Source organism: Streptomyces sp. NPDC050508 (genome assembly GCF_040655155.1).
In the GTDB taxonomy this organism is placed as follows: domain Bacteria; phylum Actinomycetota; class Actinomycetes; order Streptomycetales; family Streptomycetaceae; genus Streptomyces.
Genome location: NZ_JBFAJJ010000009.1, coordinates 338,398 through 354,166, shown reverse-complemented (window position 1 = coordinate 354,166; position 15,769 = coordinate 338,398). Strand labels below are relative to the sequence as shown.

Annotated in this window: 13 protein-coding genes; 8 read left to right on the top strand and 5 right to left on the bottom strand. The window is 70.7% G+C overall.

Annotated features, from left to right (window positions below; translation table 11 throughout):
* Positions 1–154 precede the first annotated feature (154 nt).
* From AB0I69_RS26935 to AB0I69_RS26915, 5 genes are all read right to left on the bottom strand, one after another.
* Complete coding sequence (locus AB0I69_RS26935; protein ID WP_363098313.1) at positions 155–2,203, bottom strand: ABC transporter ATP-binding protein; 2,049 nt, start codon at positions 2,201–2,203, stop codon at positions 155–157.
* A 104-nt stretch (positions 2,204–2,307) separates the two neighbouring features.
* Positions 2,308–2,436, bottom strand: coding sequence for a hypothetical protein (locus AB0I69_RS26930; protein ID WP_327403241.1), 129 nt, complete (start codon positions 2,434–2,436; stop codon positions 2,308–2,310).
* Between the two features lie 235 nt (positions 2,437–2,671).
* Complete coding sequence (locus AB0I69_RS26925; protein WP_363098243.1) at positions 2,672–3,799, bottom strand: peptidoglycan bridge formation glycyltransferase FemA/FemB family protein; 1,128 nt, start codon at positions 3,797–3,799, stop codon at positions 2,672–2,674.
* A gap of 53 nt (positions 3,800–3,852) precedes the next feature.
* Complete coding sequence (locus tag AB0I69_RS26920) at positions 3,853–4,614, bottom strand: metallophosphoesterase family protein (RefSeq protein WP_363098242.1); 762 nt, start codon at positions 4,612–4,614, stop codon at positions 3,853–3,855.
* Entirely contained in the window at positions 4,611–7,484 is a 2,874-nt protein-coding gene (locus AB0I69_RS26915; RefSeq protein WP_363098241.1) for an FAD-binding and (Fe-S)-binding domain-containing protein, read from the bottom strand. The genes AB0I69_RS26920 and AB0I69_RS26915 overlap by 4 nt, the downstream gene beginning before the upstream one ends.
* 199 nt (positions 7,485–7,683) lie before the next feature.
* Between AB0I69_RS26915 and AB0I69_RS26910 the strand changes: the two genes are divergently transcribed.
* The 8 genes from AB0I69_RS26910 to AB0I69_RS26875 all read left to right on the top strand — a co-directional run bounded on the left by AB0I69_RS26910 (position 7,684) and on the right by AB0I69_RS26875 (position 15,689).
* Positions 7,684–9,444 carry an ATP-binding protein gene (locus tag AB0I69_RS26910; RefSeq protein WP_363098240.1) on the top strand — a complete coding sequence of 587 codons (1,761 nt, stop codon included), beginning with the start codon at positions 7,684–7,686 and terminating at the stop codon, positions 9,442–9,444.
* Positions 9,441–9,845 (top strand): roadblock/LC7 domain-containing protein, encoded by a 405-nt coding sequence (locus AB0I69_RS26905; protein WP_019057294.1) that lies wholly within the window; start codon positions 9,441–9,443, stop codon positions 9,843–9,845. Before AB0I69_RS26910 ends, AB0I69_RS26905 begins: the two co-directional genes overlap by 4 nt.
* Positions 9,845–10,189, top strand: coding sequence for a DUF742 domain-containing protein (locus tag AB0I69_RS26900; RefSeq protein WP_363098239.1), 345 nt, complete (start codon positions 9,845–9,847; stop codon positions 10,187–10,189). The genes AB0I69_RS26905 and AB0I69_RS26900 overlap by 1 nt, the downstream gene beginning before the upstream one ends.
* Positions 10,170–10,868: an ATP/GTP-binding protein gene (locus tag AB0I69_RS26895; RefSeq protein ID WP_363098238.1), complete on the top strand. Its 699-nt coding sequence runs from the start codon at positions 10,170–10,172 to the stop codon at positions 10,866–10,868. The genes AB0I69_RS26900 and AB0I69_RS26895 overlap by 20 nt, the downstream gene beginning before the upstream one ends.
* Positions 10,865–12,082 (top strand): cytochrome P450, encoded by a 1,218-nt coding sequence (locus tag AB0I69_RS26890; protein ID WP_363098237.1) that lies wholly within the window; start codon positions 10,865–10,867, stop codon positions 12,080–12,082. Before AB0I69_RS26895 ends, AB0I69_RS26890 begins: the two co-directional genes overlap by 4 nt.
* Positions 12,083–12,201: 119 nt before the next feature.
* Entirely contained in the window at positions 12,202–13,422 is a 1,221-nt protein-coding gene (locus tag AB0I69_RS26885; protein ID WP_363098236.1) for a cytochrome P450, read from the top strand.
* 118 nt (positions 13,423–13,540) lie between these two features.
* On the top strand, positions 13,541–14,659 hold the full coding sequence (gene serC, locus AB0I69_RS26880; protein ID WP_363098235.1) for a phosphoserine transaminase: 1,119 nt from the start codon (positions 13,541–13,543) through the stop codon (positions 14,657–14,659).
* Positions 14,660–14,855: 196 nt separating this feature from the next.
* The gene (locus AB0I69_RS26875; RefSeq protein ID WP_363098234.1) at positions 14,856–15,689 is read left to right on the top strand and encodes a hypothetical protein; all 834 of its coding nucleotides are present in this window, start codon (positions 14,856–14,858) and stop codon (positions 15,687–15,689) included.
* The last annotated feature ends 80 nt before the right edge of the window (positions 15,690–15,769 follow it).

Here is a 15,769-nt window from a genome sequence, read left to right as displayed (position 1 = left end):
ACTGGGGATGCTCACGGGGCTTCCAGGGCTCGGCTCAGCTCGAATTCGTTCATCACGATGCACTGCTCAGTCCATAGTAATGGACTTCGACAGGTGTGCGAACCCTTTATGCAGCTGTCATCGGGGAGCCCTGGAAGCGATCAGCGGTGCAGCGTCAGACACCGCCCCAAGGGACCTCGTCCCGGAACAGGGGCCGGCCGTCAGGGAGCGTGGTGGGCATCGGCCCGAAGAGCGGATCGGAGTACTCGGGGTACTCGGAGTACTCCGCCTCCGCGTATGTCGGCTGATACGTCTGAGGCACCCAGCTCTCGGTGAAGACCGGCGGCGCCGGGTACCCGTAGGCAACCCCAGCCGCAGGAACCCCCACCGGAACCCCCGCCTCCGCGAACAACGGCAACCGCAGCTCCCCGGTGTCCATCACCGCGTTGTTCTGCGACCGATGCAGCCGCGAGTACGCCCCGCCCCGCGCCATCAGTTCGTCGTGCCGCCCCGTCTCCACGATCCGGCCCCGGTCGACCACCAGGATGCGGTCGGCGTCGGGGGCGAGGTTGAGGTCATGGGTGATCATGATGGTCGTACGTCCCGCCATCAGCCGCCGCAGCGGCTTCACGACCCGCCGGGCCGCCATCGAGTCCAGCCCCGTCGTCGGTTCGTCGAGAACCAGGACCGGGGCGTCGCGCAGAATCGCCCGCGCTATCGCCAGCCGCTGGAGCTGACCGCCGGACAGGCGGGCCGAGTTGGGGTCGATCTTCGTGTCGTAGCCGTCGGGCAGCCGCAGGATGAACTCGTGGGCGTCGGCCGCCATCGCCGCGTCCACGATCGCCTGCTCGCTGGCGCCGGGCCGGCCGCAGGCGATGTTCGCGCGGACGGTGTCGTGCAGGACGAGGGTCTCCTGCGGGAGCAGGGTGACGTACTCGCGCAGGCGGGCCAGCGGGAGGTCGCGCAACGGTACGCCGTCGAGGAGGACTTCGCCCGCGTCGGGGTCGTAGAAGCGGAGCAGCATCTTGGAGACCGTGGACTTGCCGGCGCCGCTGGGGCCGGTGACGATCACCAGCTCGCCCGGGTTGACGGTGAAGGAGAGGCCCTCCAGGGCGGGGCGGTCCGCGCCCGGGTAGCTGAAGGAGACGTCGCGGAGTTCGACCGTGCCGTCGGGGCGGCCGAACTCCGTGCCGTGGCTGGGGTCGGCGACCGACGGGCGTACGTCCAGGATCTCGATCAGGCGCTCGGCGCCGGCGGTGGCGGCGGTGATGGTGAGGCCGAGTTGGGCGAGGCCGCGGACGGGCGGGTAGAGGTAGCCGAGGAAGGCGGAGAAGGCGAGGAGCTGGCCGAGGGTCATGCGGCCGGTGGAGATCTCCCAGGCGCCGATGCCGATGACGGCGAGCACGCACACCGTCTCGATGACGGTGACGAGTTGCTCGTACGCCTCGTTGAGGCGGGTCGAGCGGACCGAGGCGCGGAACCAGGCGCCGGCCTCCTCGTTCAGTCGTCGGCGTTCCGCGTCGCGTCGGCCGTAGGCCTGGGTGAGGACGATGTTGCCGAGGGATTCCTCGACGACGGAGGTGATCGCGCCGTCGGCCACCCGGCCTTCCCGCGACACGTCCTTGATGGAGCCGGAGAAGCGGCGGGCCGCCAGCCAGAACAGCGGGGCGAGGACGAAGGTGGCCGCGGCCAGGTCCCAGCGCAGCCAGAACGCGGCGGCGGCATAGAAGATCGCGGAGAAGATCGCGGAGGCGGTGCCCACGACGCCGGACACGACGAGGGTCTCGATCGCCTCGACGTCGCTGGTCAGGCGGGACAACAGGTCGCCCTGGCGGTGCCGTTGGAAGAAGTGCGGCGGCAACTGCTGTACGTGGTCGAAGACATGCTCGCGCAATCTCATCACGAAGCGTTCGGTGGCCCAGGCGGCGAGGGAGTTGCCGGCGTAGGCGACGACCGCGCCGACGAGGGCCACGCCGAGCCATTTGGCGGCCGGGCTCCAGAACGCGCTCAGCGACCCTTTCGCCAGGGCGTGGTCGGTGAGGTCGCTGAAGAGGAGGATGGACTCGGTCTCGGCGAGGGCGGCGATCACCGTGCACACCCAGACGAGGATCAGCCAGCGTCTGAGGCCTCGGGTGAGCGGCCAGAAACGACGGAAAGCCGTGCGGGCGGGAATGGTGGGAGTTTCGTCGTCCTCGTATTCGAGGTCTTCCTCGTCCGTATCCATGTCCACCATACGCTCGCTTTCCGTCATCAGAATTCCTTGGATTTTCGAATTCAGGAAAGAAAAGAGGGCCGACTGCGTGGGTCGGCCCTCCCTCTACTGCCGGTTCAGCTGTCCTGGCCGGGCAGCGGCTTCGGCAGGGGCTTCGGCTGGTGCTTCTTGCGCGGCTTCGGGGGCGGGGGCGGCAGCTGCTGCTTCTTGGGCTTGGGCAGCGGGGCGAGCTTGTTGAGGCCCATTCCGAACTCCTAGGTTGTGCAGTGGAATTTGTGCGTCAAAGTCGAGCGTTTTACCGCCCGGGGAATTCCCGACACCCAGAAACTTACACGGCCCTGAAGCCAAGTCGCAGCAAAGTCGTCGAGAGAACGGCAAACATGGGCTGTGAATACCTTTGTGAATCCTGAGTTACGGCCGCCAACCTGAGAGTTCTCTAATAAACCTGAGAGCAGCCTTAATGAACCTGTGCTTCCGCCCTCAGCGGCGCGCCATGTAGAGGTCCAGCGCCTTGTGCAACAGCCGGTTGAGGGGGAAGTCCCACTCCCCCAGGTACTCGACGGCCTCTCCGCCCGCGCCGGCCTTGAAACGCAGTAGCCCCAGCAGGTGGTTGGACTCCTCCAGGGTGTCGGTGATGCCCCTGAAGTCGTATACGGCGGCGCCCAGTTGGTGGGCGTCGGTCATCATGCGCCACTGCATGGCGTTGTTGGGCTGTACCTCGCGCCGTCGGCTGGTGGAGGCGCCGTAGGAGTACCAGACGTGCTGTCCGACCGTCAGCATCGTGGCCGCGGCGAGGATCTCGCCGTCGTGGTGGGCGAGGTAGAGGCGCATGCGGTCGGGGTGTTCGGCGGTGAGGGCGGTCCACATGCGCTGGAAGTAGGGCAGGGGGCGCGGGATGAAGCGGTCGCGTTCGGCGGTCTCGGCGTAGAGCTCGTAGAAGGCGGGGAGGTCGTCGTAGCCGCCCTGGACCACCTTCACGCCGGCCTTCTCGGCCTTCTTGATGTTGCGCCGCCACTGCTGGTTGAGGCCGCGGTGGATGTCGTCCAACGACCGTCCGGCGAACGGCACTTGGAACACGTACCGCGGCTGTCCGGCCGCGAACCCGTCCTCTGCCCCGGGCTCCGTCTGCTGCCAGCCCGCGCGGCGCAGGCGGTCGGCGACCTCGTAGGCACGCGGTTCGTACGACGTGGGCTCCGCGTCCCGCAGCCGGCGCGCGTCCGGGTCGGCGATCGCCGCCTTCACCGCGTCCGCGCTCCAGCGGCGTACGGCGACGGGCGGGCCCATCTTCACCGTGAACGCGCCCTGCGACTTGAGGTGGGCGAGCATCGGGTCGAGCCAGCGGTCGAGGTCGGCGGCATGCCAGTCGATGACCGGCCCCTCGGGCAGATACGCGAGGTACTTCTTGAGTTTGGGCACGGGCCGGTACAACACCAGCCCGACCCCGACCAGTTGGCCGTCCTCCTCCTCGAACCACCCCAGACTCTCCGCCCGCCAGTCGGGCTTCACCTCACCCCACGAGGGCACCTGCATATGGCTGGCGGAGGGGCGGGCGGCGATGAACGCGAGGTGTTCGGCGGGGGTGATGGGGCGGAGGCGGAGGTCGGTCATACGCGGGGCTCCCTGGCTGGTCGAAACCGTCGTCGAACGGCCAGCCTAGGCAGTCACCCGCGCCCGTCCCGAGGTCCGAACGTCTCCAGCGCCTCCGTGTCCGACGCCCGCGCGTTGAGGAAGTAGTCCGCCCATTCGGCGATCTCCGGGTAACCCGACTCGCGCACAAGGCGGGTGATCGCCGCCGGGATGTCGTACGGCGTCACGCGCAGGTCCGTGCCGGGGCCCAGCAGGCACCAGTGGGCGCCGGTGCGGCCGTACGGCATGCCGATGCTGCCCGGGTTGACGATCAGGCGGCCGTGGGCGAGGCGGACGTACGGCATGTGGGTGTGGCCGCAGACCACCGTGCGGACGGTCTCGTCGAGGCCGGTGAGGACCTCCGTCCAGCGGGCGGGGCGGGAGTCGACGAGGACGACCTCCTCGTCGTCGCGGGGTGTGGCGTGGCAGAACAGGACCTTGCCGAGGCCGCGGACCGAGAGGGTCAGGGTTTTGGGGAGGGCGGCCAGGAAGTCGATCTGGTCGGTGCGGAGCGCGGTCGCGGCGTACGGGGCGATCGGGTCGGGGATGTCGTCGCGCTCGCCCCTGCGGTACTCGACCAGTTCGCGGTCCGCGTTGCCCGCGATCCACCGCACGCGGTCGCCCTGCGCACGCAACAGGTCGACCACTTCCGCCGGTTGGGGGCCGGCTGTGATGTCGCCGGTCAGGACGATGCGGTCGGCCGCGGCCACCTCCGGTTCGGCGAGGACCGCTTCCAGGGCGGGGAGCACGCCGTGGATGTCGGAGAGGACGGCGACTCGGCCGAGTTCGTCGGTCACTTGCCTTCTCCGTCCAGCGCGTCCGCCAGTACCTCCGCCAGGTGCCGCCCTCGCACCCCCGCCAACTGCTCCAGCTGCGTACGGCAGGAGAACCCGTCCGCCAACACCACCGCCCCCTCCGGGGCCTCCCGTACCGACGGCAGCAACTGTTCCTCCGCACACGCCGCCGACACCTCGTAGTGCCCCTTCTCGAAACCGAAGTTGCCCGCCAACCCGCAGCAGCCACCGGACAGTTCACCGGTGAGGCCGGCCGCCTCGCGCAGGCGGCGGTCAGGGGTGTCGCCGAGTACCGCGTGCTGGTGGCAGTGGGTCTGGCCGACCGTCGGGCGGTCGACGCGGGGCGGGGTCCAGTCGGGGGCGAGCTGTTCCAGGGCCTCGGCGAAGGTGAGGACCGAGGCGGCGAGGCGGGCCGCGCGCGGGTCGTCGGGGAGGAGTTCGGGAAGGTCCGTGCGGAGGGCCGCCGCGCAACTCGGTTCCAGGACGACGATGTGCGGAGTGCCCGCGCCGTGCCCGAAGCCCAGGTCCAGCAGTGGGCTCATCTCGTCCAGCGTGCGGCGCATCACCTCGCGAGCGCGGTCCAGTTGGCCCGTCGACACATAGGTCAGGCCGCAGCAGACCGGCTTCCTGAGCCTCCTCATCGCCGGCAGGACCGGGAGCACGCCCAGCCCCGCCGCCTCCAACACCCGCACCGCCGCCCGCCCGACCGCCGGCGAGAGGTGTTCCGTAAACGTGTCCGGCCACAGGAAGACATGACCCCGCGCGGGCATCTCCACATCCTCCACTCCCGCACGCATGCTCCGCCGCGTCGCCGCCCTCACCTCCCGCCGCCACCCGCGCATGAACGTCACCCCCGCCACCCGAGGAATCCCCCGCTCCCCCGCGACCCCGCCCAGCCGCTTCGCCAGCGCCCCCAACGGCCGTACGGAAGCAAGGGAGTTGACCAGCCACGCGGTACGCGTGCGTGCCACCAGCCGCAGCCAGCGCGGCAGCCACCCCATCGTGTAGTGGGACGCGGGCCGCCGTCGCCCCTCGTAGTGGTGGTGCAGGAACTCCGCCTTGTACGTGGCCATGTCGACCCCGACCGGGCAGTCCGTACGGCAGCCCTTGCACGACAGGCACAGGTCCAGCGCGTCCCGGACCTCCGTCGACTGCCAGCCGTCGGTGACCAGTTCGCCCGCGAGCATCTCGTGGAGCAGGCGGGCACGCCCGCGTGTGGAGTGCGCCTCCTCCCCCGTCGCGCGGAACGACGGGCACATCACGGACGAGCCGGCGGGCTCATGAGTACGGCACTTGGCCACCCCCACGCACCGCCGCACCGCCGCCGCGAAGTCACCGCCGTCGGACGGGTAGCCGAACACCACATCCACCGGCTTGCGCGGCAGCACGGCGAAGCGGAGGTTCGTGTCGAGCGGGGCGGGCCTCACCAGCATCCCGGGGTTGAGGAGGTCGTCCGGGTCCCACACCCCCTTCACCTGCTCGAACAGAGTCACCATCTCGGCGCCGTACATCTTCGGGAGGAGTTCCGCGCGCGCCTGGCCGTCCCCGTGTTCGCCGGAGAGCGAGCCACCGTGGGCGGTCACCAGCTCGGCCAGTTCCTCGGAGAAGCGGCGGAAGCGGGCCACGCCCGGCTCCGTCAGCAGGTCGAAGTCGATGCGGACGTGGATGCAGCCGTCCCCGAAGTGGCCGTACGGCGTGCCCCGTAGGTTGTGCGCGGCCAGCAGTCCCCTGAAGTCTCTTAGGTACGGGCCCAGTTGAGCCGGTGGCACCGCGCAGTCCTCCCACCCCGGCCACGCCTCCGAACCGTCCGGCATGCGCGTCGCCGTACCGCTCGCGTCCTCGCGGATCCGCCACAGGGTCCGTTGGCCCGACGGGTCGGTCACCACCAGGGAGTCGAGGACGTCGGCCGCGCGGACGATCGCCTCCGCACGCGCGCGTGCCTCCGCCTCCGTGTCACCGCCCGTTTCGACGAACAGCCAGGCGCCGCCCCGGGGGAGGTCGGCCGTGGAGCGGACCAGGTCGGCCGCCATTCCCTCCACCGTCAGCGGGCCGTGGACCAGCAGGCCCGCCGCCGCCTCCGCCGCCGCGCTCTCGTCGGCGTACCCGAGTACCGCCAACGCACGCGCGCGGGGTGCCTCGACGAGTCGTACGACCGCCTCCGTGAGGATGCCCAACGTGCCCTCGCTGCCGCAGAAGGAGCGGGCGACATCCGCGCCCTTCTCGGGGAGGAGAGCGTCCAGGGCGTAGCCCGAGATGCGGCGGGGGAGGTCCGGGAAGCCGGTGCGCAGGCGGGCCAACTCGGCCTCCACGAGCGGTCGTAGGCCCTCCGGAGCGCCTGCCCAGTCGCGGCCGAGCGTCAGGTGGTCGCCGCGTGCGGTGATCACGGAGAGTTCGCGGACGCTGTCCGCGGTGGTGCCCCAGGCGACGGAGTGGGAGCCGCACGAGTTGTTGCCGATCATGCCGCCGAGGGTGCAGCGGCTGTGGGTCGAGGGGTCGGGGCCGAAGCGCAGACCGTGCGGGGTGGCGGCCTGTTGGAGGCGGTCGAGGACCAGGCCCGGCTGGACGACCGCCGTACGGGAGGCGGGGTCCAGGGACAGCAGGCGGTTCATGTGGCGGGTGAAGTCGAGGACGACGCCCGTGCCGGTGGCCTGGCCTGCGATCGAGGTGCCGCCGCCGCGCGCCACGACCGGCACCCCGTGCGCCCGGCAGGCCGCCAGCGTCGCCGCCACGTCCTCGGCGTCACGGGGCGCGACGACGCCCAGGGGGACGCGCCGGTAGTTGGACGCGTCCATGGTCGTCAGCGCCCGGGACGTGACGTCGAAACCGATCTCGCCCCGGACGGTCCGCCGCAGCTCTGCCTGAAGATCCGCCATGGCCCCAGCATGAAGGGATTCTGTAAACGCATCCAGAACCTCCCCAGTTCGATCACTAACTCTCATATAGTGACCGTCAGTTGAGCACCCGGTGTCGCTTCTCGCCCAGGAACCCGACGAGCACCCCCCGAGGACACGACCGAGGACGACTGAGGACCCCGACCAAAGACGCCCGAGGACCCGACCGAGGACCCCCTTCATGACCGCCCCCATACTTCCCGGCGAACGACCCACCTTCCGCACCATCGCCCCCGCCCCACTGCTCACCGCCGTACTGGCCGGGCTCGCGGTCGCCGGCGCGGTCTACGTGACTCCCGGCGCGAAGCGCCTCGCGGTCGCCTGCGGGGCGAGTGCCGGCGCGCTGCTGCTGTGCGCGGCCGTCGCCATCGCCGCGCACGCCTACCAGACGGCCCGGATCACCCGCCGCCGCCTTGAGGCCGTCACCCTGGACGCGGGACGGCTGTTGCAGGAACGGGCCCGGCTGAACACGGAGTTCGACCGGGAGCGCGTGCAGCTGACCGAGGAGCTGACCCACGAGCGGGCCCGGCTGACCGCGGAACTCACGCAGGAACGCGCCCGGTTGATCTCCGACTTCGCCCAGGAGCGGATGCGGCTCACCACGTCCTTCGCCGAGGAGCGCACCCGCCTCACGGAGGAGAGCGAGCTGGAGCGCGCCCGACTGTCCGCCGAGAACAAGCAGTTGTCCGAGCGGGCCCGCCGGGACTCCCACGAGCGCGCCGCCGCCCTCTCCGCGACCGCCAACGCGGCAGGCCGTATGCAGGCGTTGGCCACCGGCATGCTCGCCGACCTGCGTGCCATGGAGGAGCGGCACTCCGACGAGGACGTCCTCGCCGACCTGCTCCACCTCGACCACCGCACCGCGCAGGCGGGCCGCCTCGCCGACTCCGTCGCCGTCCTCACGGGCGCCCGCTCCGGCCGCCGTTGGGCCCGCCCCATCGCCATGGAGTCGATCCTGCGCGGCGCGATGGGCCGCATCAGCGGCTACCAGCGCGTGCGCGTGCACTCCGCGAGCGACGCCGCCGTCGCCGGGCACGCGGCCGAGGGCGTGATGCACGCGCTCGCCGAACTCCTCGACAACGCCGCGAACTTCTCGCCGCCGAGCGCCGAAGTGCACGTGTACGTGGAAGAAGTGCCCGCCGGGGTCATCCTCTCGGTGGAGGACAGCGGCCTGGTCATGGGTGACATCCAGTTGCGCCGCGCCGAGCGTGCCGTGTCCGGCGACTCCGCCGAGCTGGGCGGCCTCACCGGCACCCGGCTGGGCCTCGCGGTCGTCGGCCGGCTGGCCCGCAAGTACGGCCTGAAGGTGTCGTACCGGCCCTCCGCGCGCGGCGGCACGGGCGTCCTGATGCTCGTACCGCAGGACATCCTGGTGCCGCAGGACATGCGTACGCCCCAGGACGCCCCGGTGGCGGCGCAGGAGTCCCCCGCGCCCTCCGCGCCCTCCGCGCCCTCCGAGCCCCCGGTCAGCCTGCGGAAGCCGGAGCCGGAGACAGCGCCGGAACCGGCCGCCGTAGGACAGTTGCGGGTGTCGTACGCCTCCGCGCACGCCGTCTCCGACCTGGACCCGGACCCGATCCCCACGCACGAGTCCCCGGACCGCGACACGCTGTCCGACGCCTTGTCCGAGGTGCTGGCCGAGTCTCGGCCGGACGCCCCGGACGCCCTCCCGGAAGGCCTGCCCAAGCGGCGCCGGGGCCGGGCACTGGCGGCGGCCGAGCGTGCACGCGCGCGTGCGGAGGCCGCGGCTTCCGTGCCGCGCCCCGCGCCCACGGCCGACGACACCCTGGCCCGGGCCGCCCGCTTCAACAGCTTCCGGCAGGCCGTACGCGGCGCGATGACCGAACAACTGCCGCCGCCCGTACCGGAGTCGGGGCCGGAGCGCTCCGAACCGGCAGAGTCCCTCACCCACCCGCTCCCGGAAGGCAACCCCACCTCATGACCGGCACGACGACCGCCGACGAGAAGCTCACCTGGCTCATCGAGGGCCTCCTGGAGCGCACCCCGGGCGCACGGCACGCGCTGGTGCTGTCCCGGGACGGCCTGAAGCTGTGCCGGACGCCCGAACTCTCCGTCGACCAGGCCGACCAGCTGGCCGCGATAGCCGCCGGGATCCAGTCGCTGTCGCACGGCGCGTCGGTGGAGTTCGGGGACGGCAGCGGGGGTGTGCGCTCCGCGATGACGGAGTTCTACGGCGGGGTGCTGTTCATCGTCGAGGCGGGCGAGGGCGCGCACCTGGCCCTGGTCACCGCCGAGGACGCGGACGCGGGACTGATCGGGCACAACATGAGCGAGCTGGTGGAACAGCTCGGCGAGCACCTGCGCGCGGAACCCCGTTCGTGATGAGCCGCCCCGGCAGGGACGACTCACCCGACCGCCTCTACACGCTCACCGGAGGCCGCGCCCGTTCCGGACCGGACAGCCCGTTCGACCTGGTGACCCTCGTGGTCGCCGAGTGCGATCCGGTGGCCGGTATGCAGTCGGAGCACGCGGCGATCCTGCGGATCACCGAACACCCCACGGCAGTGGTGGAGTTGGCGGCCGAACTGAAACTCCCGGTGTCCATCACCAAGATTCTCCTCTCCGACCTTCTCGCGGCGGGCCGGGTCAGCGCCCGGCATCCGCGCAAGGCGGTTCTCGATCCCGACGTCCTGGAACAGGTGCTCGTTGGACTCCGCAACCTCTGACGCGCGCACCCCCTTGGGTGCCTCCGCCGACAACGGCCTGAAGATCGTGGTCGTGGGCGGCTTCGGCGTCGGCAAGACGACGCTGGTCCGCTCCGTCAGCGAGATACGTCCCCTCAACACCGAGGAGACGATGACGAAGGCCGGCGAGGCCGTCGACGACATCAGCGAGGTGCGCGGCAAGTCCGCGACCACCGTCGCGTTCGACTTCGGCCGCGTCACGCTCGACGCCCGCAACGTGCTGTACCTGTTCGGCGCTCCCGGCCAGGAACGGTTCTGGTTCCTCTGGGACCGCCTGTTCTCCGGGACGCTCGGCGCGGTCGTCCTCGTCGACACCCGCCGGATCGGCGACTCCTGGTACGCCATCGACCGCCTCGAACACCACGGCACCCCCTTCATCGTGGCCTGCAACGACTTCGGCGGCACCGCCTACGCCCCGCAGCAGATCCGCGAGGCCCTCGACCTCGACCCGCACGTCCCGCTCCTGGACTGCGACGCCCGCTCCCGCGCGTCCGCGAAACAGGTCCTGATCACCCTGGTCGAGCACGTCAAGAACCAGCACGTCAAGAACCAGCACGTCAAGAACCAGCACGCCGAGAGCCGACACACCAAGGGCCGCTACGACGCCCAGGGCTCTGCCCGCCCCCAAGTCCCCGTCCCTCACCAGGAGTTGGCCCTGTGACCGCCCCTGCCCCCGCCCCCGTGCCGCTCGGCGGACCCAGGTTCCAGACCGAACCGGCGCAGCTGTACCGGGAGATGAGGCGCGAGCACGGCGCCGTGACCCCCGTGGTGCTCGACGGCGACGTCCCGGCCTGGCTGGTGCTCGGCTACCGCGAGCTGCACCAAGTCACCGGCGATCCCGTCCTGTTCAGCCGCGACTCGGACCTGTGGAGCCAGTGGGACCACATCCCCGACGACTGGCCGCTGCTGCCGATGATCGGCCGTAAGCAGCCGTCGATCCTCTACACGGTCGGCGAACGGCACCGCGAGCGCGTCGGCATGATCAGCGACGCGCTGGAGGCCGTGGACCCGTCCGAACTGCGCGGGTACGCCGAGAAGTTCGCGGACGAGCTGATCGACGGGATCTGCGCCAAGGGCGAGACGGACATCGTCGGCGACTACGCGATGCTGCTGCCGGTACGGGTCCTGGCCCGCCTCTACGGCTTCGCCGACGAGCAGGGACCGGGGCTGGTCACGGCGCTCAACGACATGATCGACGGACGCGAGCGGGCCATCGCCGGGCAGACCCATCTCGCCACGTCCATGGGGCGGTTGCTGGCCGACCGGAAGGACGATCCGGCCGACGACGTCGTGTCGCGGATGCTCACGCACGACTCCGGCTTCGACGACTTCGAGATCGCCCAGGACCTGATGGTGATGATGGCGGCCGGCCACCAGCCGACCGCCGACTGGATCGGCAACTCGCTGCGCCTGATGCTGACGGACGACCGGTTCGCGGCCTCCCTCTTCGGTGGCCGCAACAGTGTCGCCGAGGCGATGAACGAGGTCCTCTGGGAGGACACCCCGACCCAGAACGTGGCCGGCCGCTGGGCCTCCCGCGACACGCAGCTCGGCGGTCGCCGCATCCGCGCCGGCGACCTGCTCCTCCTGGGCCTCCAGGGCGCCAACTCCGACCCCCAGGTCCGCACCGACGGCTCCGCGCTCACCGGCGGCAACAACGCGCACTTCTCCTTCGGACACGGGGAGCACCGGTGCCCGTTCCCCGCGCAGGAGGTCGCCGAGGTCGTCGCACGCACGGGCATCGAGGTCGTACTGGACCGGCTGCCGGACATCGACCTGGCGGTACCGGCCGAGTCCCTCACCCGTAGACCCTCGCCGTGGCTGCGGGGCCTGACCGCACTGCCGGTCCGGTTCACGCCCGTCGCCGCGCTCTGAGTCCGAGTCCCGAGTTCTGAATCCCGAGTTCCGACCTTTGAGCCCCGCCCTTTGAACTCTGCCCTTTGAACTCTGCCCCTGCCCTTGCCCTTTGAGCCCTGCCCTGGAGGCACGCCCGTATGAGCACCGGTACCGAAGAGACCCGTATCGTCCTGGACCCCTTCGTCGGCGACCTGGACGGCGAGAGCGCCAGGCTTCGTGCGGCCGGTCCGCTGGCCGCCGTAGAACTGCCCGGTGGCGTGCCCGTGTGGGCGGTCACGCATCACGCCGAGGCGAAACAGCTGCTCACGGATCCGCGGCTGGTGAAGGACATCAACGTCTGGGGTGCCTGGCAGCGCGGTGAGATCCCCGCGGACTGGCCGCTGATCGGGCTCGCGAATCCGGGCCGTTCCATGCTGACCGTGGACGGCGCCGACCACCGCAGGATGCGCACGCTGGTCGCGCAGGCGCTCACCCCGCGCCGGGTGGAGCAGATGCGGGAGCGGATCGCGAAGCGGACCCAGGGCCTGCTCGACGGCCTGGACGGGGACGAGGTCGACCTGAAGGCGGCGTTCGCGTACCCGCTCCCCATGTACGTCATCGCCGACCTCATGGGCATAGCGGAGTCCCAACTCCCGCGTCTGAAGGAGCTGTTCGAGAAGTTCTTCTCGACGCAGACGCCGCCCGCGGAGGTCATCGCGACGCTGACGGAACTCGCGGGGATCATGGCGCAGACGGTCGCGGCGAAGCGCGCGGAGCCCGGCGACGACCTGACCTCGGCGCTGATCCTGGCATCGGAGGACGGCGACCACCTCACCGACGAGGAGATCGTCTCCACGCTCCAGCTGATGGTCGCGGCCGGCCATGAGACGACGATCTCGCTGATCGTCAACGCGGTCGTCAACCTGTCGACGCACCCCGTCCAGCGCGCCCTCGTCCTGGCCGGCGAGGCCGACTGGTCCTCGGTGATCGAGGAGACCCTGCGCCACTCGACGCCCACCTCGCACGTCCTGATCCGCTTCGCCACGGAGGACGTCCAGGTCGGCGACAAGGTCCTCCCGGCCGGGGACGCGCTGATCGTGTCGTACGCCGCGCTCGGCCGGGACGAGGAGGCCCACGGCCCGACGGCCGGCGAGTTCGACATCACCCGGACCAGCGAGAACCGCCACATCTCCTTCGGCCACGGTCCGCACGTCTGCCCCGGCGCGGCCCTCTCCCGTCTGGAGGCGGGGGTGGCGCTCCCGGCCCTCTACGAGCGTTTCCCGCACCTCGACCTGGCCGTCCCGGCGTCCGAACTCCGCAACAAGCCGGTGGTGACGCAGAACGACATCTTCGAGCTGCCGGTACGGCTGACGTCGTAGATCATCACCAGTCGTCGGCAGTCCACGAGCCGGAAAAGGTGTCTCAGAGATCGGCGGGGGCGTCTCATCGAACGGACACGTTTCCGTCCGGTTTCACCGACGGGATACCCTCCGGCTCGTGGCTGATATCCAGATCCCCGCTGACATCAAGCCCGCCGACGGACGTTTCGGCGCTGGCCCCTCCAAGGTGCGGACGGAGGCGCTGGACGCGCTGGCCGCCACCGGTACGTCTCTGCTGGGCACGTCCCACCGCCAGGCCCCGGTCAAGAACCTGGTCGGCAAGGTGCGCGAGGGCGTCTCCCAGCTGTTCTCCCTCCCCGAGGGCTACGAGGTCGTCCTCGGCAACGGCGGTTCGACGGCCTTCTGGGACGTCGCGACCCACGGCCTGATCGACAACAAGTCGCAGCACCTGACCTTCGGCGAGTTCAGCTCGAAGTTCGCGAAGGCGGCCAAGCTGGCGCCGTGGCTGGCCGAGCCGACCGTCATCTCCTCCGACCCCGGCACGCACCCCGAGCCGGCCGCCGAGGCGGGCGTGGACGTGTACGCGTACACGCACAACGAGACGTCGACGGGCGTCGCGGCCCCCATCAAGCGGGTCGCGGGAGCCGACGAGGGCGCCCTCGTCCTCGTCGACGCCACGTCGGGCGCGGGCGGCCTCCCGGTCGACATCACCGAGACCGACGTGTACTACTTCGCCCCGCAGAAGTCCTTCGCCTCCGACGGCGGCCTCTGGATCGGCGTCTTCTCCCCGGCCGCGATCGAGCGCGCCGAGCGCATCCACGCGTCCGGCCGCCACGTCCCGGAGTTCTTCTCGCTCCCCACGGCGATCGACAACTCCCGCAAGAACCAGACGTACAACACCCCGGCCCTCTCCACCCTGTTCCTCCTCAACGAGCAGCTGGAGTGGATCAACGGCCAGGGCGGCCTGGCCTGGTCGACGGCCCGCACGAAGGACTCGTCGAGCCGCCTGTACACCTGGGCGGAGGAGTCGAAGTACGCGACCCCGTTCGTGTCCGACGCCACCAAGCGCTCCCAGGTCATCGGCACGATCGACTTCGCCGACGAGATCGACGCGGCGGCCGTCGCCAAGGTCCTGCGCGCGAACGGCATCGTCGACACCGAGCCCTACCGCAAGCTCGGCCGCAACCAGCTCCGCGTGGCGATGTTCCCGGCGATCGACCCGGCGGACGTCGAGGCGCTGACGAAGTGCATCGACTACGTGATCGAGAAGCTGTAGTCGTCTTCTCCTACGGTTCCGGTTCTACGACGACCGGTTCCGGTTCTACGACGACGGAGGGCGTCCCGCGGATCAACGGCGGGGCGCCCTTCGTCAACTCTTCGGAGTGGGGCCTCGGTTGGAGTCCTGGCGTGCGTGGGTTCGTTGCCGGGGGCCATGACCGACCGCCGCACGCCGTCCGCTAGCATCCCTTCGCATGACGAGGCGGGGGTGGCTGCTGGGTGCCGTGGCGGTGCTGGCGGCGATCTGCGCCTCCGGTCCGGAAAGCCCGGAGATCATCCGTACGGTGTCGGACCTCGGCCCCCTCCCGGCCGACAGCTACGACTACAGGCCGCAGGACTACCAACGATCGCAGCGGGCAACGGCGTTGCTGGTCCGGCAGTGCATGGCAGAGCGCGGCCACCCGGACTTCCCGCTCGACCCCCGCTACCCCAGCGATCCCGTGGTCGCCACCGCGGTCGGCACCGACTACGGTGCCCTGGATCTCGCCGCCGCCCGCCGCTGGGGCTACGGCTGGAACCCGGCAAAGCCCCTCGTCCCGGAGCCGAAGGGCCGCCGGATGACCAGCGCCGAGTATGCGGACTTCCCCGCCTGCAACGCCGAGGCGGGCCGGCGGCTGATGCGCGGCATCGACCTCAAGCGGGACTGGCTCTACGCAGGTACACGGACGATCGAGGTCGACAAGGCGGTCAAGCGCGACCCGCGCCTCCGCGCGGCGTGGGACGTGTGGTCCCGCTGTGTGGCAGAACAAGGATTCACGCGCTATCCCGACCCCGTCGCGGCGTACACGGACACCGCCTGGCAGCGAGGCAGCGACGGCAACACCCGGCAAACACAGCGGGAGCGGGCCACCGCCGTCGCGGACGTCACCTGCAAGCAACGCCACCATACGGCCGAGGTCTGGCACGCCGTACGGGTGCAGAAGCAGGCCGTGGACATCACACGACACCGCGACCGCTACGCCGCCGGGCTGCACGCGCTGCAGACGTACCGGGCCACCATCGCCGAGGTGTTGCGGAAGCTCGGCTGACGGGGCGCCGACGGACACGTGGCGTCGTTGGTTCCCCTCGGTGCCGGGGGGTACGAGGCGCGGGAATGTGACACTCGACG

Coding starts and splice junctions, on each gene's coding strand:
- AB0I69_RS26935 (WP_363098313.1), bottom strand. CDS start 2,203: ATGGATACGGACGAGGAAGACCTCGAATACGAGGACGACGAAACTCCC.
- AB0I69_RS26930 (WP_327403241.1), bottom strand. CDS start 2,436: ATGGGCCTCAACAAGCTCGCCCCGCTGCCCAAGCCCAAGAAGCAGCAG.
- AB0I69_RS26925 (WP_363098243.1), bottom strand. CDS start 3,799: ATGACCGACCTCCGCCTCCGCCCCATCACCCCCGCCGAACACCTCGCG.
- AB0I69_RS26915 (WP_363098241.1), bottom strand. CDS start 7,484: ATGGCGGATCTTCAGGCAGAGCTGCGGCGGACCGTCCGGGGCGAGATC.
- AB0I69_RS26910 (WP_363098240.1), top strand. CDS start 7,684: ATGACCGCCCCCATACTTCCCGGCGAACGACCCACCTTCCGCACCATC.
- AB0I69_RS26905 (WP_019057294.1), top strand. CDS start 9,441: ATGACCGGCACGACGACCGCCGACGAGAAGCTCACCTGGCTCATCGAG.
- AB0I69_RS26900 (WP_363098239.1), top strand. CDS start 9,845: ATGAGCCGCCCCGGCAGGGACGACTCACCCGACCGCCTCTACACGCTC.
- AB0I69_RS26885 (WP_363098236.1), top strand. CDS start 12,202: ATGAGCACCGGTACCGAAGAGACCCGTATCGTCCTGGACCCCTTCGTC.
- AB0I69_RS26875 (WP_363098234.1), top strand. CDS start 14,856: ATGACGAGGCGGGGGTGGCTGCTGGGTGCCGTGGCGGTGCTGGCGGCG.